Annotated in this window: 16 protein-coding genes; 10 read left to right on the top strand and 6 right to left on the bottom strand. The window is 42.4% G+C overall.

The genetic code is table 11. The annotated features are described in order from the left end of the window. Nucleotides 1–80: 80 nt before the first annotated feature. Nucleotides 81–1,166, bottom strand: coding sequence for a PhoH family protein (locus tag OEG80_RS09605; protein ID WP_263242503.1), 1,086 nt, complete (start codon nucleotides 1,164–1,166; stop codon nucleotides 81–83). 678 nt (nucleotides 1,167–1,844) lie between these two features. Between OEG80_RS09605 and OEG80_RS09600 the strand changes: the two genes are divergently transcribed. From OEG80_RS09600 to OEG80_RS09580, 5 genes are all read left to right on the top strand, one after another. Continuing rightward, nucleotides 1,845–3,146, top strand: a complete 1,302-nt coding sequence (locus OEG80_RS09600; RefSeq protein ID WP_263242501.1) for a UbiH/UbiF/VisC/COQ6 family ubiquinone biosynthesis hydroxylase — start codon at nucleotides 1,845–1,847, stop codon at nucleotides 3,144–3,146. A 95-nt stretch (nucleotides 3,147–3,241) separates the two neighbouring features. Continuing rightward, a complete protein-coding gene (locus OEG80_RS09595) occupies nucleotides 3,242–4,519 on the top strand; it encodes an FAD-dependent monooxygenase (RefSeq protein WP_263240610.1) in 1,278 nt (425 codons plus the stop codon). Nucleotides 4,520–4,546: 27 nt separating this feature from the next. Then, on the top strand, nucleotides 4,547–5,053 hold the full coding sequence (locus OEG80_RS09590; RefSeq protein WP_263240607.1) for an OmpA family protein: 507 nt from the start codon (nucleotides 4,547–4,549) through the stop codon (nucleotides 5,051–5,053). A 126-nt stretch (nucleotides 5,054–5,179) separates the two neighbouring features. After that, entirely contained in the window at nucleotides 5,180–6,175 is a 996-nt protein-coding gene (locus tag OEG80_RS09585; RefSeq protein WP_111034557.1) for an IS4 family transposase, read from the top strand. A 230-nt stretch (nucleotides 6,176–6,405) separates the two neighbouring features. After that, the gene (locus OEG80_RS09580) at nucleotides 6,406–7,053 is read left to right on the top strand and encodes an OmpA family protein (protein ID WP_263240605.1); all 648 of its coding nucleotides are present in this window, start codon (nucleotides 6,406–6,408) and stop codon (nucleotides 7,051–7,053) included. A gap of 29 nt (nucleotides 7,054–7,082) precedes the next feature. Here OEG80_RS09580 and OEG80_RS09575 read toward each other — a convergent pair whose 3' ends face one another. The 4 genes from OEG80_RS09575 to tnpA form a co-directional block, all read right to left on the bottom strand. Further along, entirely contained in the window at nucleotides 7,083–7,994 is a 912-nt protein-coding gene (locus tag OEG80_RS09575; RefSeq protein WP_263240602.1) for a lysine exporter LysO family protein, read from the bottom strand. 207 nt (nucleotides 7,995–8,201) lie between these two features. Next, nucleotides 8,202–10,100 (bottom strand): L-aspartate oxidase, encoded by a 1,899-nt coding sequence (gene nadB, locus OEG80_RS09570; protein ID WP_263240599.1) that lies wholly within the window; start codon nucleotides 10,098–10,100, stop codon nucleotides 8,202–8,204. 1 nt (nucleotide 10,101) lies between these two features. Beyond that, entirely contained in the window at nucleotides 10,102–11,241 is a 1,140-nt protein-coding gene (gene nadA / locus OEG80_RS09565; protein ID WP_442792431.1) for a quinolinate synthase NadA, read from the bottom strand. Between the two features lie 252 nt (nucleotides 11,242–11,493). Further along, on the bottom strand, nucleotides 11,494–11,892 hold the full coding sequence (gene tnpA / locus OEG80_RS09560) for an IS200/IS605 family transposase (protein WP_263240597.1): 399 nt from the start codon (nucleotides 11,890–11,892) through the stop codon (nucleotides 11,494–11,496). Nucleotides 11,893–11,966: 74 nt separating this feature from the next. Here tnpA and OEG80_RS09555 point away from each other — a divergent pair, with 74 nt between their 5' ends. From OEG80_RS09555 to OEG80_RS09540, 4 genes are all read left to right on the top strand, one after another. After that, the gene (locus OEG80_RS09555; RefSeq protein WP_263240595.1) at nucleotides 11,967–13,271 is read left to right on the top strand and encodes an RNA-guided endonuclease InsQ/TnpB family protein; all 1,305 of its coding nucleotides are present in this window, start codon (nucleotides 11,967–11,969) and stop codon (nucleotides 13,269–13,271) included. A 132-nt stretch (nucleotides 13,272–13,403) separates the two neighbouring features. Further along, nucleotides 13,404–14,480: an NUDIX hydrolase gene (locus OEG80_RS09550; protein WP_263240593.1), complete on the top strand. Its 1,077-nt coding sequence runs from the start codon at nucleotides 13,404–13,406 to the stop codon at nucleotides 14,478–14,480. Between the two features lie 164 nt (nucleotides 14,481–14,644). Beyond that, nucleotides 14,645–15,505, top strand: coding sequence for a carboxylating nicotinate-nucleotide diphosphorylase (nadC, locus tag OEG80_RS09545; protein WP_263240591.1), 861 nt, complete (start codon nucleotides 14,645–14,647; stop codon nucleotides 15,503–15,505). A gap of 394 nt (nucleotides 15,506–15,899) precedes the next feature. Next, the gene (locus tag OEG80_RS09540; protein WP_083759462.1) at nucleotides 15,900–16,541 is read left to right on the top strand and encodes a MarC family protein; all 642 of its coding nucleotides are present in this window, start codon (nucleotides 15,900–15,902) and stop codon (nucleotides 16,539–16,541) included. Between the two features lie 127 nt (nucleotides 16,542–16,668). Here OEG80_RS09540 and OEG80_RS09535 read toward each other — a convergent pair whose 3' ends face one another. Continuing rightward, a complete protein-coding gene (locus OEG80_RS09535) occupies nucleotides 16,669–17,271 on the bottom strand; it encodes a LysE/ArgO family amino acid transporter (RefSeq protein ID WP_263240563.1) in 603 nt (200 codons plus the stop codon). Between the two features lie 144 nt (nucleotides 17,272–17,415). On the opposite strand from OEG80_RS09535, the gene OEG80_RS09530 reads away from it, so the two are divergent. Then, nucleotides 17,416–18,189: a hypothetical protein gene (locus OEG80_RS09530; RefSeq protein ID WP_263242497.1), complete on the top strand. Its 774-nt coding sequence runs from the start codon at nucleotides 17,416–17,418 to the stop codon at nucleotides 18,187–18,189. Nucleotides 18,190–18,468 lie beyond the last annotated feature (279 nt).

Below are 18,468 nucleotides of genomic sequence, written 5' to 3'. Positions count from 1 at the left end.
ATATCAATTAAAAAATATCTAACAGTAAAAAACCGGATATAAAATCCGGTTTCTTTCTAATATAGGCTTATCAAGATAGATTAGAATTTGGCTGCTGCATCAGCAACTATCTGTTTGCGCTCTTGCTCTTTGATACGTTCAAACTTGCGCTTTTCCTGCAAGGCAAACTGCTCGTCATCATAGACATCATAAGCTTCAACGATTTTCTGTACCAATTGATGACGTACGACGTCTTTTGAATCAAACTTAGTGATATGAATCTCTTCAATACCACTTAAGATTTCCATCGCTTGTGCCAAGCCTGACTTGCTGCCACGTGGCAAATCTACCTGTGTGATGTCACCGGTAATGACCGCGCGCGAACCAAAACCTAAGCGCGTCAAAAACATCTTCATTTGCTCAGGTGTGGTGTTCTGCGCCTCATCCAAGATCACAAACGAGTTATTTAAAGTACGACCACGCATATAGGCAAGTGGGGCAATTTCAATGATTTGCTTTTCAATCATCTTACCGACTTTCTCAAACCCAATCATCTCATATAGCGCATCGTATAAAGGACGCAAGTATGGATCGATTTTTTGCGTCAAATCACCCGGCAAAAAGCCCAGTTTTTCGCCAGCCTCTACCGCAGGACGTACGAGCAAAATTCGTTCAATCTCATTGCGCTCAATCATATCAACTGCACAAGCAACCGCGAGATAGGTTTTACCAGTACCGGCAGGTCCAATACCAAAGGACACATCAGACGATAAAATATCTCTGACATAACGCTGCTGATTGCCACCGCGTGGAATGATTTTGCCATTACGGGTACGCAAGCTGATAGGCGTAAATTCGCTTGGGGCGTCTAAGTCTTCATCATTATCCTCTAGCTGTGCTGCATCTTCTTCAATATCTTCATCGCGCGCGAAGCTTGATTGAATGATGAGATGCAATTCTTCGGCGCTGATGTCTTTGGTGTTTTGTGCTTCATCGACCATTTTATAAATAATACGTTCGCCGCGCTCGACACCCAATATATCGCCGCTTAGACAAAAGTCGCCTTGGCGTTGGCTGATTTTAATATCGAGGCGTTGTTGAATGTATTTCATGTGATTGTTGTATTCACCAAGCACGGTTTTGAGCTGTGCTGGGGTCAAGGATTCAAATTTTATACGGCGGCTCATGGAGTCAGTCAAGCGATTATCCTTGTGTTGGTTGCCCGCTGCTATGTATTGCTTCTATGCTGCATAGTCAGACGAACTTCAGAGATAAAATAGTTAGTCGTGCTTTATGTTCTTTGGTTTAGAGCTTTTAGCGTACGGCTTTTAGATAATAGAAAATGACGGCAAAGTAGCTGTTAGTTTAATGAATAGTAAGTTTGATGAATGATAAATAAATTTCCTGCCTTCATTATGGTAGATAGAATTTAAATTTCAAGCTATATAGATGTATGCATGGCTTTGTTTTTGTATGGCGATTGCAACGATAGATAAAAGCATTCAGCAGTCACACTGAAAGAATTTTTTATAGCTGCTACAGATACCGTCAAGACCACAGAATAATAGGCAATTTGTGGTAATCTATTGTTTAGGCGATAACGCTATAGTCAGTTTTAAATGAAAAAAATACAAACATTATAACGTGCTACTGGAATTAATTTTTCTTGCTTGCTGTACCTAGGCAGACAGAGGCTGCGAATAATTAATTCCAGTAGAACTGTATTCTTTTAAAGGTGCATCTACTATATTAGAAATTTTTTAATATGTTCAAAGAACAATAGGTTTTTCAATAAAATAAAATTTTGAGTGAATAATAATCACGTATAAATGCGTGCTAAATCGGCAATGATAGGAATAATAATGATGCAAACTACTGAAGAAAATCTGTCAAAATCTAACAATATTAAACACACTGCTATGACTGAGCAGCAGGTACTTATCGCTGGTGGCGGTCATGTCGGTTTGTCGTTTGCGTTGCTACTAGCAAACCATGGTATCGCCAGTACGTTGCTAGAGAAAAACAGCTATCCAACCATCAGCCCAAATGATGATAGCAATCGCAGCCACTATTTAGACAGCCGTAATACGGCATTGTCACGGCGTACAGTACAGATTTATCAAGAGATCGGGCTGTGGGATGAACTACAAAGCCATGCCTGCCGTATCGATGCTGTACAGATTAGTGAACAAGGTAGCTTTGGACGCGCGCAACTCAATAAAAAGGATGAACAAGTTGAGTCGTTTGGACAAGTGATGGAAAATGCGTGGCTTGGGCGTAAGTTGCTCCTTGCTGCTCAGCAAGACCCACTGATTACGCTCATTGATAATGCAAATGTAATAGCCGTTGACCAGAAAAGTGATAGTGTAACCCTAAGTTTTAGCTATTATGGTGAAGAAGAGCATGAGCAGCAATTGCAGGGTAGTGTGTTGGTCGCCTGTGATGGGCGCGACTCTACCGTGCGTCAGTTATTAGATATCGGTACGACTACTTATGACTATAAGCAAACGGCTATCGTCGGCGTGGTAGAAACGGACAAACCACATGAGCATAATGCGATTGAACGTTTTAGTCCTGCCGGACCACTGGCAGTGTTGCCATTAACGGATCCAGAAGGCGACGGTAATGACGAATATCAGACTGGCTATAGACGTTCAGTCGTTTGGGTTTGCCGAACCGGAGAAGAGACGCAATACTTAGAGGATGACGCGCATTTCTTAGCGACTTTGCAGCAAGCTTTTGGTCAGCGTGCAGGCACGTTTAAAACTGCTGGTCGCCGTGGTGCATATCCATTGACACGGGTGCTGGCAGATAAACAAGTGGATGGTCGCTGCGTTATCATGGGTAATGCAGCGCACACCCTGCATCCAGTAGCAGGACAAGGGTTTAACCTATGTATGCGTGACGCTCATGTACTGGCACAAATGATGAGCGCGCAAGTACTAAAAGGCGAAGACATCGGTAATCCTACATTACTAAAGCGTTATGAGAAAGCCCGTCAAACTGACCAAAAACGTGTCATACGCTTTTGTGATGCAGTGGTACATGGCTTTACGCATCCAAATCCAGCAGTCAAGCTGGCACGTAATGTCGCTTTGGTTGCCTTTGATAAGTTACCGAATATTAAGCCATTAATTGCCAATTATGCGATGGGTCTAAAGTCTTAGTATTGGTAAGCCATTAAAAAAATTCAAAAATCTAACTGCTGCTAATTATTAAAAATATCAGCGGATAATTCAAATAGCGACACAAAGGATATTTTATGAAAAATAACCATACGCTGATTATCGGCGGCGGTATCGTCGGTGCAACGCTTGCGCTCAAGCTGGCACAAGACAATAAGCCGGTGACACTCATTGATGCGCGCCCAAAGCGTGACAAGGAAGATTGGCAGCAAGTACTGGGTCAACGCGATGCCCGTGTTTATGCATTGAGCCTTGCCAGTATCGAATTATTAAAAGAGGTTGGCGCTTGGCAAAAGATAGCAGCGTCAAGTCGCACAGCCGATTACTCACAAATGCAAGTCTGGCAACTAAACGGTAGAGGCGAGCTACTGTTCGGCGATAGTACTAATAATAGTAATGACACTAATCAAAATTCCGAGCCGAAAATACTTGGTAGTATGGTTGAGCCTGCTGTCATTGAATATGCATTATGGCAGCGTTTATTAGCGCCTGATGTCAGTCAATATCTAACCGTCATCGATGGGCAGAAGGTCGTTGATATGGACTGGCTAGGAAGCACACAAGGCTACCGTGTGACGTTAGATAACGGAAGCGTGATTGACGCGCGTTTATTGGTCGGTGCTGACGGTCGTGGCTCATTCGTGCGCAAGCAAGCAGGTATTGAGCTTGATATTCTTGATTATAATCAAACCGCGATCTGTTGTGCGATTCAAACTGAAAAGCCACATCAAGAAACCGCCCGCCAAGCCATGCTGCCGACTGGTACATTGGCATTATTGCCGCTCGCTGATATCACCGATGAAGACAAAGCCAATCCACAACATTGGCAGTCGATTGTATGGACATTACCACGTAATCAAGCATTGGCATTGATAGAAGAACACGCGCGCTATATCGCTGATAAATTGGCTACTGCCAGTCATTATGAGCTTGGTGCTATCCATAAAATTGAATCAATCGCCAGTTTTCCGCTAGCGGCGCAGCAAGCAAAGACTTATGTTGCGGATAATTTAGTATTGATCGGTGATGCCGCACATGGGGTGCATCCACTTGCTGGGCAAGGGCTCAATCTTGGGATGCTCGATGTAAAAGCATTAAGCAAACAATTGGCGCATGATTATAATCGTAGTGGCGGTACGCTTTGGGGTACCAATCAAACCTTACGTAGCTATGAGCGTTTGCGTCGTCCGCATAATAGTCTGATGATGCACAGCTTCTCTGCGCTTAATTGGCTTTTTGCAGGCTCGCTTGCTCAACTGCGTCCGATTCAACAACTTCGTAATGAAGGTATGTATCGCGTGGGCAAAATTAAACCGCTGATGCGCCTGTTTGCCAAGCAGGCGAGTGGGGTTTAGGGTTTTAGACTTAAGGAAGAGTAGAGTATGAACGTTAAATTATGGACAATAGCGCCGATGATGATAGGCGCTTTAGCTCTGACAGGTTGTCAAACGGCTGATCTGCCTAAGCAAATAAGTCAAACTATCAACATGCCAACGGTTGTAGTTAATTTGGATAGCGACAGTGATGGTGTGCTTGATGAGTTAGATGAATGTCCAGGCACACCATATAACATAGTTATAGATAAAAGGGGCTGTCCGCATTCCTTACTTTTTGGTGAGAACGAATTTATGATGGAAGCTAGAGCCTACTATGATGAAAATAGTAGTGAGATAAAAAGTGAGTATTATGAACAGCTAGATAACGCAGGCAAAAAAATGCAAGATCATTTGGACGCTGTCATGCATATCGAAGGGCATATATCCAAGCGTGAAGACAATAGTGACAATCAAACACTATCAAGATACCGGGTGGAAGGGATTAAAAATTATATGACCACGACCTCTGCACACGACAAAAAAACAAAAAAGTCTGTTAAAGCAAAGGCATAATAGTAATTTTTAAGACGAATCAGACCATGCCAAACTTTAACAGACTTAGTGAAACTTTAACCCAAAACCTGAGTATGAACAAGGCAAGAATCACATGTTTGAGCCTAATGATAATAGCCCTGATTACTGCTCAAAGCAGTAATCTTAAAAAAAATAGCAAGACACCTTCCTAAGGGTGGCAAGACCGACAGTCACTATCGCAGACTACAGCGATTTTTTGCCGAAGCGAGGATAGACTACGATCAACTGGCTTTGATGATATATCGACTATTTGGGCTAGGCAAAGTCACCTTAACCATTGACCGCACCAACTGGAAATGGGGTAAAAGTAACCTCAACATCTTTATGCTAGGGGTGGTATATAAAGGGATAGCCATCCCCTTATACTGGCACATGCTAGATAAGCGAGGTAATACAAACCATCTTGAACGCTGTGAACTTATTGAGCGGTTTATCAAACAATTTGGCAAAGATAACCTTGAGATGATAGTAGCAGACAGAGAGTTTGTTGGCGAAAAATGGTTTAACTGGCTCACCAATAATCACATACCCTTTGCCATACGGATTAAGAAGAACAGTAAAGTTAAGAATCATCATGGCAAGTTGGTACAGATTAAAGAGTTATTACGCCATGTTAGCCATCAAGAAACATATCGACATGGGCGAATACTGACTGTCGATGGTTGTTTGGTTCGAGTATTTGCCAAGCGTGATAAAGACTACGGTTTAGTGATTGTGGCCACCAATCAACTAGAAACAGTGGATGCGATGACAAGCTATGCTAAGCGTTGGGAGATTGAGACTTTATTTGCTTGTCTAAAGGGCCGTGGCTTTAATCTTGAAGATACCCACTTAACCCATCTTGATCGGGTCAGTAAATTAGTCGCAGTGAACGCCTTAGCATTTTGTTGGGCTTATCATGTCGGTATTTATAAAGACAAAGATAAGCCGTTAAAGCGCAAGTTAAAGTCAAACGCTCGACCTCAAGCCAGTTTGTTTGCGCTTGGCCTGGATGTGTTGATTGAGGGCCTTCACTTGGTGTTCTTTAACAATGATAAGACTGTATTTCGACAGTTAGTTAGCTTTTTAACCCCTAAACCTATGAAAATCGGGTGGGGATGATTTTTTTGTCGTGTGCAGAGGACCACGACATATAATATTGATCCTGATCGTATTAAGACCTTTTACTATGGATCAGAACGTCCAATTGCGCTAAGTGATGCCGAAAACAGTTGGCTCAACCAGCGTATTTATGCACTTATTAGCAATGTTAAGTAATATATTGAACGTTTCAAAAAATCGAAAATGATGGCAAATAAAGCTGTAAGTGATTCTTAATGAAGAGAATAACAATGACAAATAGAAACTACAGAAATTTATTGCTATTAGCATTATCTATAACGCTAGCTGGCTGTCAGACTATCGAAATTGTACCGTCAAAAACCACACCTCAATATGAAAACATCAGGACGATGCAAGCGGATAGCGATTTAGATGGCGATGGTGTTTCGGACAAATTGGATTATTGCCCAAACACACCTCCAAACGTTATGATAGATGAAAATGGCTGCCCACCTTCATTAGAAATTACTGACAAGAATTTCATAAAAGGAGAAGTTAGAGTCTATTATGATGAAAATAGTAGTGAGATAGATAGCAAGTATTTTGAAGAGTTAGATAGAGTCGGTGCGCTAATGCAAAAGCGCTTAGATATAGTGATAGTTATTGAGGCCCATATAAGTGCACGTGAAGAAAAGAGAGGTTATCAAACCCTTGCCAACAATCGTGCCGAAAGGTTTAAAAACTTTTTGATTTCTAAATATCGAGTCAATTGTAATCGCATTAAAACTTATGGTTATGGGGCAGAGCAACCTGTTGCTTCTTCTGATATTGAAGAAACTGACCGATACAACCGTCGCCTATATGCAGTGTTCATTGACACCAAAAATAATGTTGAAAACTTCAATAATAGTAATGGAGAAAGCTGTCAGTTATTTTGAATGTAGTGACTTATGAAAGTTGTAAGCAATCACCTCAAAGACGAAAACAATACCATTAGCACGGGCGCGACAATATTAATAATAAAACCAAAGCTAATCGCCAATGGCACCACTTTTAGACCGCCCGATTGCTGAATGATTGGCAAAGTAAAGTCTAAACTGGTCGCACCGCCAAGTCCAACCGATGCAGACGGATATTTACGCATAAAAACGGGGATAAATATCAACGCAAAGAACTCACGTATCAAGTCGTTAAATAACGCCACACTGCCCCAAATCGCCCCATAAGCATCGGTCATCACAATCGCAGATAGCGAATACCAACCAAATCCTGACGCTAGTGCTAAGCCCTTCGTCCAAGAGACATCGCTAAATATCAGCGCAAAGATAAGTCCGCCAACCAATACCGCTATCGTAAAGATAATACTCATCTCGACACCGCGTTTATTAAGCAGCACTTCTTTTAGAGTAATACCCGAGCCTTTTAGTCCAATACCAACCAGCAAGATTAATATCATTAGCATGACCGTCATGGTGTTTTCAGGCGGTATATAGTTGGCTGGCAAGAGATAACCGATCACAAAACCTATTACTACACAGATGACTTGGGTAAGGCTACCGCGAATACTAACGCGATGCTCTTTAGATTTAACACTGGGTTTTTTGGCATGCCACGGGCGCAAACGGTCAAACAGCATTAGCCCAAATAATCCAGTTCCAATTGTCAGTATTGATAATATCGTGACGTACAGTGCGATTTCACCTACCTGACTGCCAAGTCCTTCGACTTGTGCTAGCTCAATACCAATCAAGCCTAAAATAATAAAGACCAAATAAGACAAGCCTTTATCGGCAATTTTGGTCAGGGTTGGATTGGATGGAATGGCAAAGCCAATAAACATTGGCATTAAAACCAAGACAAGGGTAACTAAGCTTTGCATGGTAAAGGGCTCGCGGCATTTTTAAAAGGCGTTTTAACAAATTGTTTTTAGGAAGGGTTTTTTAATAAGGCAAGGATTGTAACATATTAGTATAATAATACTGACATGAGCAGACAAAATTCATTGAATTGCTGCTGGTCAAAGCTTTTTTTATGAGCTTCTCTATATGCTAGACCAGCAGTGCCGCATTGATTGAATATAAAGCCACTATACTGCTTGTTCGGATTGGACAGATTTATGATGTTTCTGAATTTCTGAAATGGGATTATTGATACCAATTATTGGGCGAATAGCTTGATTTGATAATGGCTCAATCACACTAATGCGAGCAGTGGCTGCTAGGTTGGGATAGTCTTTACGATAGTGTCCGCCACGACTTTCAAGGCGCTGCCAAGCAGACTGAACGATTAAAGTCGCTAATTGTAACTGTCTTGCTAATTGAAAGTGTGCAAGTTTATCAGTGGTCATAGCGTCGTCTGAAGCATTTATATTGGGCTGACTTAACTCAGATTTTTCAAGCCACTGTTGCCATTGCTGTGTCTGTATCAATATTTGCTCTAATGATTCGGCAGTGCGAGTAATACCCATATATGAGGTCATTAAAAATTTTAATTCTGTAATGATTTTGCTAGCCTGATTATTAGTATCTATATTGCTATCAGTGTCCTCGTAATCAGCTGAAGTCAATGGACGTGTAATAAAAGAAGAGAGCGTAATGGCTTGAATATCTTTGAGTGTTGGTGGTGTCCAAATGGTAGATGTTGGTAAATATGAGCGCTCATAAATGGCAGCAGTATCTAAATTCTCTAATGTTTTTAAATAGCGAGGCAAGTTAGCGGCGATATTACGCCCAACCACCACGCATTCCAATAATGAATTACTTGCCAAGCGATTTGCCCCATGTAAGCCTGTATAAGCGACTTCACCAGCGGCATAAAGACCTTCTACATCGGTTACGCCATTAGCATCAGTGATCACGCCGCCACAGCTATAATGGGCGGTTGGGGCAACCGGAATTGGCTCTTTAGTTATATCAATATCAAGTGCTAATAGTGTTTGATAAATCTGAGGGAAATGCTCTTGCAAAAATTCCGCTGGTAAGTGACTGACGTCAAGATGAACGTAGCCAAGTCCATTCTTATTAATCTGCTCAGCGATGGCACGGGCGACGATATCTCGCGGTGCTAACTCTGCACGTGCGTCAATCTCTAGCATAAAGCGTGTGCCAGTTTTTGGACAATATAAGCGTCCACCTTCACCGCGTAAAGCTTCAGAAATCAAAAAACTGCTATCTCCTAGTGCTAGACCAGTCGGATGAAATTGGATGAATTCTAAATTTGCCAAACGGCAGCCTGCTTGCCATGCCATCATAACGCCATCACCGACACAGACGTTGGGCGCGCTGGCTCGTTGAAATAATTGCCCTAAACCACCACTGGCTAAGACAACGGCGCGACTATGAAAGGTGATTTGGCGCTGAATAGTATGATCAAAAACTTGTGCCCCTTGGCAACGGTTATCACTGTTGTCAGTTAATAAATACAGTGCTTCATGGTAGGGCAACATAGTGATATTGGAAGCGGCTTGCACTTTTATAGTCAAGGCCTCCATGATATGTCGACCCGTTGCATCATCAGCATGGGCAACGCGTCTGCAGCCATGACCGCCTTCCTTGGTTAGATGTAAGTCGGCAGTTTGCAATTTAGTGAAGACTTTTTGCTCAGTATTGTATTTTTTGTTAGCTTGAGGAATCTGAGTAAAGGGTACGCCTTGTTCACATAGCCATTGAACCGCTTGTTGTCCAGCGCTGAGGATGTTTGTCGTATTATCCGCTGCACATAATCCTGCACCAGCGATTAGCGTATCGGCGATATGGTCAGCTACCGAATCATTTTTGTCCAAGCTTGCGGCGATACCGCCTTGGGCGTAATGGCTTGAGCAAACTTCCAATGCAGCTTTGCTTAATATGGTAATGCTCAGCGACTCTGGTAAAGCAAGCGCAGTGCTTAATCCTGCAAGCCCAGCACCAACGATAAGTACATCCGTTATCACGACAGCATCAGGGATCTGATGCACATTACAGTTATTTAACCAGCTCGCGCTCATATTATGCTGCTCCAACATTTGCAAACAATGCACGGTCTTTGACGATATCGCCGCTTGCTGTCACGCGTTGCTTCTGCGACTCAGCAAAATCGAGCATACGTTGTAATGGCTTTCTAGCTGCCGCTGCGAGCTCAGCCGTCATTAATACTTCACCGCTATTATTAATCAAGCATTGCTCGATACCTTGTAGACCATTCATCGCCATCCATGGACAAAACGCACAGCTCTTGCAGCTTGCACTTTCGCCCGCAGTCGGTGCAGCCAAGAAGCGCTTGTTTGGCGAGCGCTTTTGCATCTCATGCAAGATACCCAAGTCAGTTGCGACGATAAAGGTATCAGCATCCATCTCATAGGTGGATTGCAATAGCTTACTGGTCGAGCCAACCACGTCGGCAAGCGCCACGACACTATCTGGAGATTCAGGATGTACCAAGACTTTCGCTGTCGGATGTTCAGCTTTTAATTGTTCAAGCTCAGTGGCTTTAAACTCATTATGCACCATACATGAACCTTGCCATAGCAGCATATCTGCCCCAGTCTCACGGGCAATGTATTTACCTAAGTGTCTATCCGGACCCCAAATGATAGGCTCGCCTTGTTCATGCAAATGACGAATGATATCGATACCAACTGACGAAGTTACTACCCAATCAGCCCGTGCTTTTACTGCCGCACTGGTATTGGCGTAGACCACTACGGTACGCTCAGGATACGCATCACAAAAGGCAGAAAATTCGTCGGCAGGACAGCCCAAATCAAGCGAGCATTCTGCTTCTAAGTCTGGCATCAGTACTGTTTTTTCCATACTGAGTATCTTTGCCGACTCACCCATAAAGCGTACACCTGCAACTACCAGTGTTTGTGCACTATGCGCCTGACCAAAACGCGCCATCTCAAGCGAATCACCAACACAACCGCCCGTTGCCAATGCCAAATCCTGAATAAAAGGATCGACATAATAATGCGCGACTAAGACGGCGTTATGCTCTTTTAACAACTGCTTAATATTTTCTTCAACTTGCAGTCGCTCACTACGCGGCAAGTCTGCGGGCATTTTTGCTTTGGCATATTCGATATTCATTTGCGTGGCAATGCGATTATCGGCACTCATAATCGGTGCGTCATACGGATACGTTTTCATAAGTGCAAACCTTTCATGCAATAACGACACGTCAATTGCCGTTAAAAGTGGGTCAAGTAAATAGCGCTAAAAAATACACTGGTTTAATTATGCTCATTTTGAGCATAAACACAAGAAATTTTTTATACGTTTATTATTTATGCAGGACTCATTTTGTATAATTACAACCACAAGCTATGATAAGCATCGATTCAAGCTGTCAAAAAGCGAAAGAGTACTCCAACCGAGCTAGGGTGAATTTCGTATTTGTTTTTAGCCTTGTTGATTTTGAATATACTGCTTAATAACCTCCAATGACGCCCCACCACAAGACCCTGCAAAATATGAGCGAGACCAAAGTACAGGCTTGGAATAAGCCCTTCTTAAATCCAAAAATTCACCCCTCATTCGTCTACTTGTGACTGACTTCAGGTTATTAACCAACCTGCTCAATTGCACGGTTGGTGGGTACTGAATAAGCATGTGAATATGATCAGCCTCGCCATTACACTCCTTTAGTTCGGCATCGAATTTTTTGCATATCTCGGTGACACACTCATGGAAATAATTGTGATGTACCTCGCCAAGCACCTTCTTTCGATACTTGATAATAAAAATCAAGTGAACATGAAGATTGAAGGCAGCATGGCGATTTTTGTATATCTCACTCATTGCAATAAAAACTCTTAAATGCTAGCATTATATTGATAATATCAAATACATACTCATTAATAAAGAGAGTATTTATGAAGATCAACAAGGCGTACAAATTTAGGCTTGAGCCTAATGCGGAGCAACAGGTTATTCTAAATAACCTTGTTGGCTCTGCGCGTTTTGTTTGGAATCAAATGCTGGCAATCTCGCTTGAGATGTTTGCTAAAAATGAGTTTATTAATGCGACCAATCTCGTTAATAAAATCATGGAGGTTAAGAATAATCCTGATTTTGAGTTCTTAAAAACCCACTCAAATGCGGTATCCTTACAGCAAAAGATTCGTGATCTAGCATCGGCTTGGTCGCGTTTCTTTGATCCTAAAGTTCATATTAGGTTAAAAGAAAATAAGAAGAAACCTAAGAAAGCCAAGTTCTTTAAATTAGCTGATGGCACAGAAATTCAGCTACGCCCGTTGATGCCAAGATTTAAGCGCAAATCCGATGGCCGAGATTCAATCAGATTGGTACAGTTTGATAAATACTGCCGCATTGAGGGCAATCGTATCAAACTGCCTAATGGCATTGGTTTGGTGAAATTTAGAAAGTCGCAAGATATTATCGGCACCATCAAAAACGTTACCATTAGCAAGAAATCGGGGCACTGGTACGTATCGTTTGGCACTGAAAGCGAGGTTGAAAATCCACGACACCCTGCTACCAGCGCACTAGGTTTGGATTTGGGCATCACAAAGCTGATCACCACCTCAAACGGTGCGACCATCAAACCAAAGAATAGCTTCAAAGCCAATCAAGTGAAACTTGCTAGATTGCAGCGCCAGCTGGCAAAGAAAGTGAAATTCAGTGAAAACTGGAAAAAGCAAAATGGTAAGATTCAAAAATTGCATCATCATATCGCCAATGTTCGCCATGACTACTTGCATAAAATCACAACCACACTCAGCAAAAGCCAAGCCATGATTGTCGTTGAAGATTTAAAAGTCAGTAATATGTCGAAATCAGCCAGCGGGTCGATGGAAAACAAAGGACGTAATGTCAAAGCCAAGGCGGGATTGAATAAATCAATTTTGGATCAAGGTTGGGGCATGGCGCTTGATATGCTTGAGTATAAACAGCATTGGCGCGGTGGGTTGCTGATCAAAGTAAGCTCAAGATTTACCAGCCAAACCTGCTTTGAGTGCCAACATGTTGCTAAAGAAAACAGACAAACTCAGTCAAGATTTGAGTGCGTCAAATGTGGTTATATTGCGAACGCAGATTTCAATGCTGCGCGTAATATATTAGCGGCAGGACATGCCGCTTTGTCTGTGGAGGGAGGATGCAGTAAAGGTCGCCCGATGAAACAGAAAACTTGTGACACTCGTGAGAAAGTCACCTAAGAGCTAACGCTTTTAGAATCCCATACTTGAGCTTTTCGAAAGTGGCGGGAGTATGTCAAACTGAGCATATGGTCAATGGCTTAGCAGTTGAGCTATATTTCATAATTAAAATAAAAGGTAATCATTAACGTCATGACGTTGTCTTATTCACACGCCCATCAACAAGGTAGCGGTACGACTGAGGTTGTCGCAGTGCTGGTCGCGATTACCGAGCACACGGCGCGCGTTTTAACTGTTGATCAAGGCAAGCTATTGCCCAATGGTCCCCTCATGCCATTACATCGCTCGTTGCAAGCAGGTGTGCGCCAATGGGTTGAAGAGCAAACGCAGCAGCCACTTGGTTATTTGGAACAGCTATATACCTTTGTCGATACCAATAGACGCAATGATGATGGTCATGCGCTGGTTTACGTCAGCTATTTGGGTTTGGTGCAAGAGACGCAGACGCAATTACAAAGCCAAGCATTATGGCGTGATTGGTATGATTATTTCCCATGGGAAAATCACTTAGATGGTATGCCAGCTATCATTATGGACTATATCGTACCGGCATTATTACGTTGGGCAGATGCTGCAAAAAAGGTGGAGATTCAGCAGCGCCGGCGTCAGCGTATTGGTCTGTGTTGGGGCGTCAGTGAGACGATTCTAAATAATTGCTCTAAAAATAAAAGCGCGCATTCAAATGCAGAGAGCAACGATCAGCTGATAAATGACAAAGAATACGAGAATAGGGAATGGATTGCAGAACATGTCCTTCTGCGTTATGAGATGTTGTATGAAGCAGGTCTTATTGCAGAAGCACCGACCTATCCACCAAGCTATTTGTCTAATGCTCAATCTGATAATGTGTCTAAATTACCTGATAACTGGTCACAGCTTATAGGGTCGCCTATGTACTATGACCATCGCCGAGTAATTGCGACTGCTATCTCAAGGTTGCGCGCAAAAATTGAATATCGACCGCTTATCTTTGGTTTGATGCCAGATAAATTCACCTTGTCGCAGTTGCAGCAGAGTGTCGAAGCACTATCGGGTGTGCGCTTACATAAGCAAAACTTCCGCCGGCTGCTAGAATCGCAAAATCTTGTGCTAGAAACAGGGCAGAGTAGTAGCGCCCAGCGTGGTCGTCCCGCTAAACTTTATCGTTTTCGCCATGATATTGAATTGCAAAGTTTGCTGATGGATAGCAAATTGCCAAAACGTAAATAGTCGCCCAATCGTTATCAGCCTCTATCATTGCCAAACCCAATAAATTTATCGAAAATTTTAATTTAGGATATTTTCTTGCGAGACAATAAACTTTGCGTTATATTTATGCTCATTTTGAGTTTAAATAATATATATTCAGAATATAAGCATAATAAGGGCTAAAAATGACAGTTAAACGAGAGCCAGCACTGGCTGAATTATTGCTTAAACCGTTGGTTGAAACGGCATTAACAGAAGATTTGGGCAGACGTGGTGATGTCACTTCACAAGCGACCATTCCAGCCGATATGCAAGCGCAATTACAGATTAAGGCAAGGCAAGCAGGCGTGATATGTGGTATGGATTTAGCACGCTTATCTTTTGCTTTGATTGATGAGCAGATAGAATTCGTTGCTCAAGTCCATGATGGTGAAACGGTCGAAGCTGGCGCGGTATTAGCAACTGTGCGCGGCAATGCGCGTAATTTGCTGACAGCAGAGCGTACGGCACTTAACTTTATGACTCATCTTAGCGGTATTGCGACAGATACTAAGAAGATTGTTGATAGCGTGGCAGTATATCCAGCGCAAATTACTTGTACGCGTAAAACCATTCCAGGTTTACGTATTGTACAAAAATATGCGGTACGCTGCGGCGGCGGGCGCAATCATCGTTTAGGATTGGACGATGCGATTTTAATTAAAGACAACCATATTGCCATCGCAGGTGATATTAAAACAGCGATTGCGCAAGCGCAAGAATTTGCTGGGCATCTGATTCCAATCGAAGTGGAAGTCGATACATTAGCACAGTTAGAGCAAGCACTAGAGGCTGGTGTGAGCTTAGTGCTATTAGATAATATGGCGCCTGAGATATTGTCGCAGGCAGTCGCTATGTGTAAAGGTCGCGCTAAAACCGAAGCATCAGGTGGTATCACCCCTGAAACAGTGCAAGCCGTCGCAAAAACGGGTGTTGATTTTATCGCGATGGGTTATTTGACCCACAGCACGACTGCATTAGATATTGGTTTGGATTTTAGCGTTTAGCTTTAACGCTTGGTCTAAGTATAGTGAGTCCCAAACAGAAGAAGTGCAAATGTTATAAAGCACTGCTGGGGTTACTTTTTCTTGCTTGCTGTGTCTGCGCAGACAGAGGCTGCGAATAATTAACTCCAGCAGTGCTGTACTCTTTTAAAAATGGATCAACTATATAGACTTGTTTTAATGAAGTTTAATAGAGAATTAACCTTCTATTAAAAGGGCAGATTTGTATCGATATCCTATGGATTTGGTAAGGTGTAGGAATTAAGCGAAGTTAATGATTTAATAGGCTTATCTGCCTATGCTACAATGCCGCTGCTACCGACTATTAGGTCATTGATGCACTTGCACGATGGCCTTGTTTTTTGCCCGATTTGACTAATAGACAAGCGAGCGCTCAGTGAATACTGAAATTATTAAGATAATCCTAGCCTTTATGGTGTTGATTAACCCCTTTAGCGCATTGACATTGTTTTTAGATTCAACGCGTGGTTATTCAATGAATAATCGACGTAAAGTAGCGCGTGTTGCTTGTCTGACCATTTTTATTACTATCAGTTTCTTCACCTTAGCAGGCGAAACGCTCCTCAAAGTCTTGGGTATTTCAATCGGCTCGTTTCAGTTAGCAGGTGGTATCTTAGTGTTTCTAATCGCTCTCAATATGATGAATGGCGATGGTAATCCGGTTAAGCCTGATCAAGAAAACTTCGATGTTGACCATCTCCAAGGTGCGCCGCCAACGATGGCAGCCGCGGTTGTGCCGATTGCTATTCCTATGATGATTGGACCGGGTGGTATTTCAACCGTTATTATCTACTCATCACAAGTTTCCGGCATCTTGCAAATATCTGCCATTTTGATTGCGGGTTTGTTTATCAGTTTATTTTGTTATTTGGCATTGATGGCAGCTGGTCGTATCAGTCGCTTATTGGGTGATACAGGGCTTAATATTATGAGTCGAATCATGGGTATGCTATTGGCGGCAGTTGCTATCGAAATTATCGTTAACGGGCTACGTACACTATTTCCTGATTTGATTTAGTTTTTTAGTCTATAAAAGCGATTTAATAGCTCAAAAAACCAAATACTTTTTTAACAGTATTTGGTTTTTCTGTTTTTTAAGCGGTGTATTTTTTTTGGATAAAGGCTCTTGAGTAGAAAGCTCTGTTTTAGCTTTGGTATAAATGCCAAGCCAAATATAGCATCAATACGCCGACTAAGGCGTCAAGGATATTCCACGCTTTTGGTTTGGCAAATAAAGGTTTGAGTAACCGTGCGCCATAGCCGAGTGCAAAGAAGAAGCAGAATGAAGCGCTGACCGCTCCTACTGCAAAGGCAAGCTTACTACTGGCTCCTGTTGAAACCATACCGACCAGCACCAAGGTATCTAAATAGACGTGTGGATTGAGCCATGTAAAACCAAAGCATAGTAATAATGCCTTTTTTAGGCTGGTGACGACTTGTCCATCGACGGTAAGTGCGTGTGATAAGCGCATACTGGCATACAAGCTTTGCAGTCCATAACCTAATAAGAATATGACGCCCGCGACCTTGGCAATATTGACCACTTGCGGGTAGCGTGCCGTTACCGCGCCAAAACCGCCAACGCCAGCTGAAATCAACAACGCATCACTGACGGCGCAGAACAGACATACAAAAAATATGTGCTCGCGTTTCAGTCCTTGTTTTAGAACAAAGGCATTTTGTGAACCAATAGCGATAATCAGGGATAAGCCAAGCAAAAAACCAGAACTGTAATCGGTGATATTCATGATGGCTGTCTTATCCTTTAAAAATGCTGACGTTTGCTTACTGGTAGTATGGCAAAAAGCTGTTAAGATAAGGGATTGAATGGTCAAATGCAATCAGTAAATGGGCGAGGAGCAGGGTAAGTTATGGTCATAAGTTTGACAAGAATGCTACAGTCATTTGGGCAAGCACACGATGACCTGCCAACCGCCGCTGCTAAAAATGCTCAGCAAGCGGCTGCCAATAAACTTACTAATAATAAAAATGATACTGCCCATCGTAATAGTGGTGATAAGCAAGAAGATGGCAATAATTCACCGCCTAATGCTTCACCGCCTAATGCTTCACCGCTTACTGAGCCGCAGCGTACCGAACGTATTTGTGATGCTTTAGCGCAAGTGTCTGATATTCGTGCACCGACGCCATTGACCGATCGTTATTTGTCCAATCGTGCTCAAATGCGACCGAGTAATAGACCACCTTTTGACCCAGATACCTTATGGTTTCTTAAACATGGACGCTGTCCAATTATGACTGAGCTTGTGAATGTGGTCGATGCAGCCACACTAAATGCCATGCCGATTGAAGCAGTTGCTATATTAGATAGAATTAATAGCAAACTAAAACGCTATCGCGAGTGGAGTAGTGAGCTCAATGAAGAGCAAAAGCAGCAACATAATGAGCGGCAATTTGTCATTGATAAGCTGATATCTGAAAGTATTCCAGAAGCCTTGCGTCATTATGAGCAGCTTCAGCGCTTTAGCCCACATCGTACGAAGAATAATGTAGTACAGGGTAAAATGACCGCAGGCGATATGCTGACGGATTTGTTTTTAGAGATTGATTATGAGCTTGATGAATTGTTAGAGGAGCTGCATCAAACGGTGATGAATCGTCTGGCTTCAACCCATCGTTATGTCAAAAGCCGTACGCAAAATTAGGCGCCAGTTTCTTGTTCTGCTAAAAAATAAGCATCAGCAAACACAAACAACTCAATGCATAACAATATAGGGCTTTAATAGAGCCTTATTTTTTTGTTTAATAAAATCATTAAACACTATATTCAGTCTTAAATAAGAGAAATATGAATATTATAAAGTGCTACTAGGATTAATTTTCGCAGCCTCTGTCTGCGTAGGCACAGTAAGCAAGAAAATTGATCATAGTAGCGCTGTGTTATTGCAAAAGTGGAGCAACCATATCAAGAATAATAATAAATT

The organism is Psychrobacter sp. SC65A.3 (assembly GCF_025642195.1).
Taxonomy (GTDB): Bacteria; Pseudomonadota; Gammaproteobacteria; order Pseudomonadales; family Moraxellaceae; genus Psychrobacter; species Psychrobacter cryohalolentis.
The sequence above is the reverse complement of the archived record's forward strand: the minus strand, read 5'-3'. Positions and strand labels throughout refer to the sequence as shown.

Coding starts and splice junctions, on each gene's coding strand:
- OEG80_RS09605 (WP_263242503.1), bottom strand. CDS start 1,166: ATGAGCCGCCGTATAAAATTTGAATCCTTGACCCCAGCACAGCTCAAA.
- OEG80_RS09600 (WP_263242501.1), top strand. CDS start 1,845: ATGCAAACTACTGAAGAAAATCTGTCAAAATCTAACAATATTAAACAC.
- OEG80_RS09595 (WP_263240610.1), top strand. CDS start 3,242: ATGAAAAATAACCATACGCTGATTATCGGCGGCGGTATCGTCGGTGCA.
- OEG80_RS09590 (WP_263240607.1), top strand. CDS start 4,547: ATGAACGTTAAATTATGGACAATAGCGCCGATGATGATAGGCGCTTTA.
- OEG80_RS09580 (WP_263240605.1), top strand. CDS start 6,406: ATGACAAATAGAAACTACAGAAATTTATTGCTATTAGCATTATCTATA.
- OEG80_RS09575 (WP_263240602.1), bottom strand. CDS start 7,994: ATGCAAAGCTTAGTTACCCTTGTCTTGGTTTTAATGCCAATGTTTATT.
- nadB (WP_263240599.1), bottom strand. CDS start 10,100: ATGAGCGCGAGCTGGTTAAATAACTGTAATGTGCATCAGATCCCTGAT.
- nadA (WP_442792431.1), bottom strand. CDS start 11,241: ATGAAAACGTATCCGTATGACGCACCGATTATGAGTGCCGATAATCGC.
- tnpA (WP_263240597.1), bottom strand. CDS start 11,892: ATGAGTGAGATATACAAAAATCGCCATGCTGCCTTCAATCTTCATGTT.
- OEG80_RS09555 (WP_263240595.1), top strand. CDS start 11,967: ATGAAGATCAACAAGGCGTACAAATTTAGGCTTGAGCCTAATGCGGAG.
- OEG80_RS09550 (WP_263240593.1), top strand. CDS start 13,404: ATGACGTTGTCTTATTCACACGCCCATCAACAAGGTAGCGGTACGACT.
- nadC (WP_263240591.1), top strand. CDS start 14,645: ATGACAGTTAAACGAGAGCCAGCACTGGCTGAATTATTGCTTAAACCG.
- OEG80_RS09535 (WP_263240563.1), bottom strand. CDS start 17,271: ATGAATATCACCGATTACAGTTCTGGTTTTTTGCTTGGCTTATCCCTG.
- OEG80_RS09530 (WP_263242497.1), top strand. CDS start 17,416: ATGCTACAGTCATTTGGGCAAGCACACGATGACCTGCCAACCGCCGCT.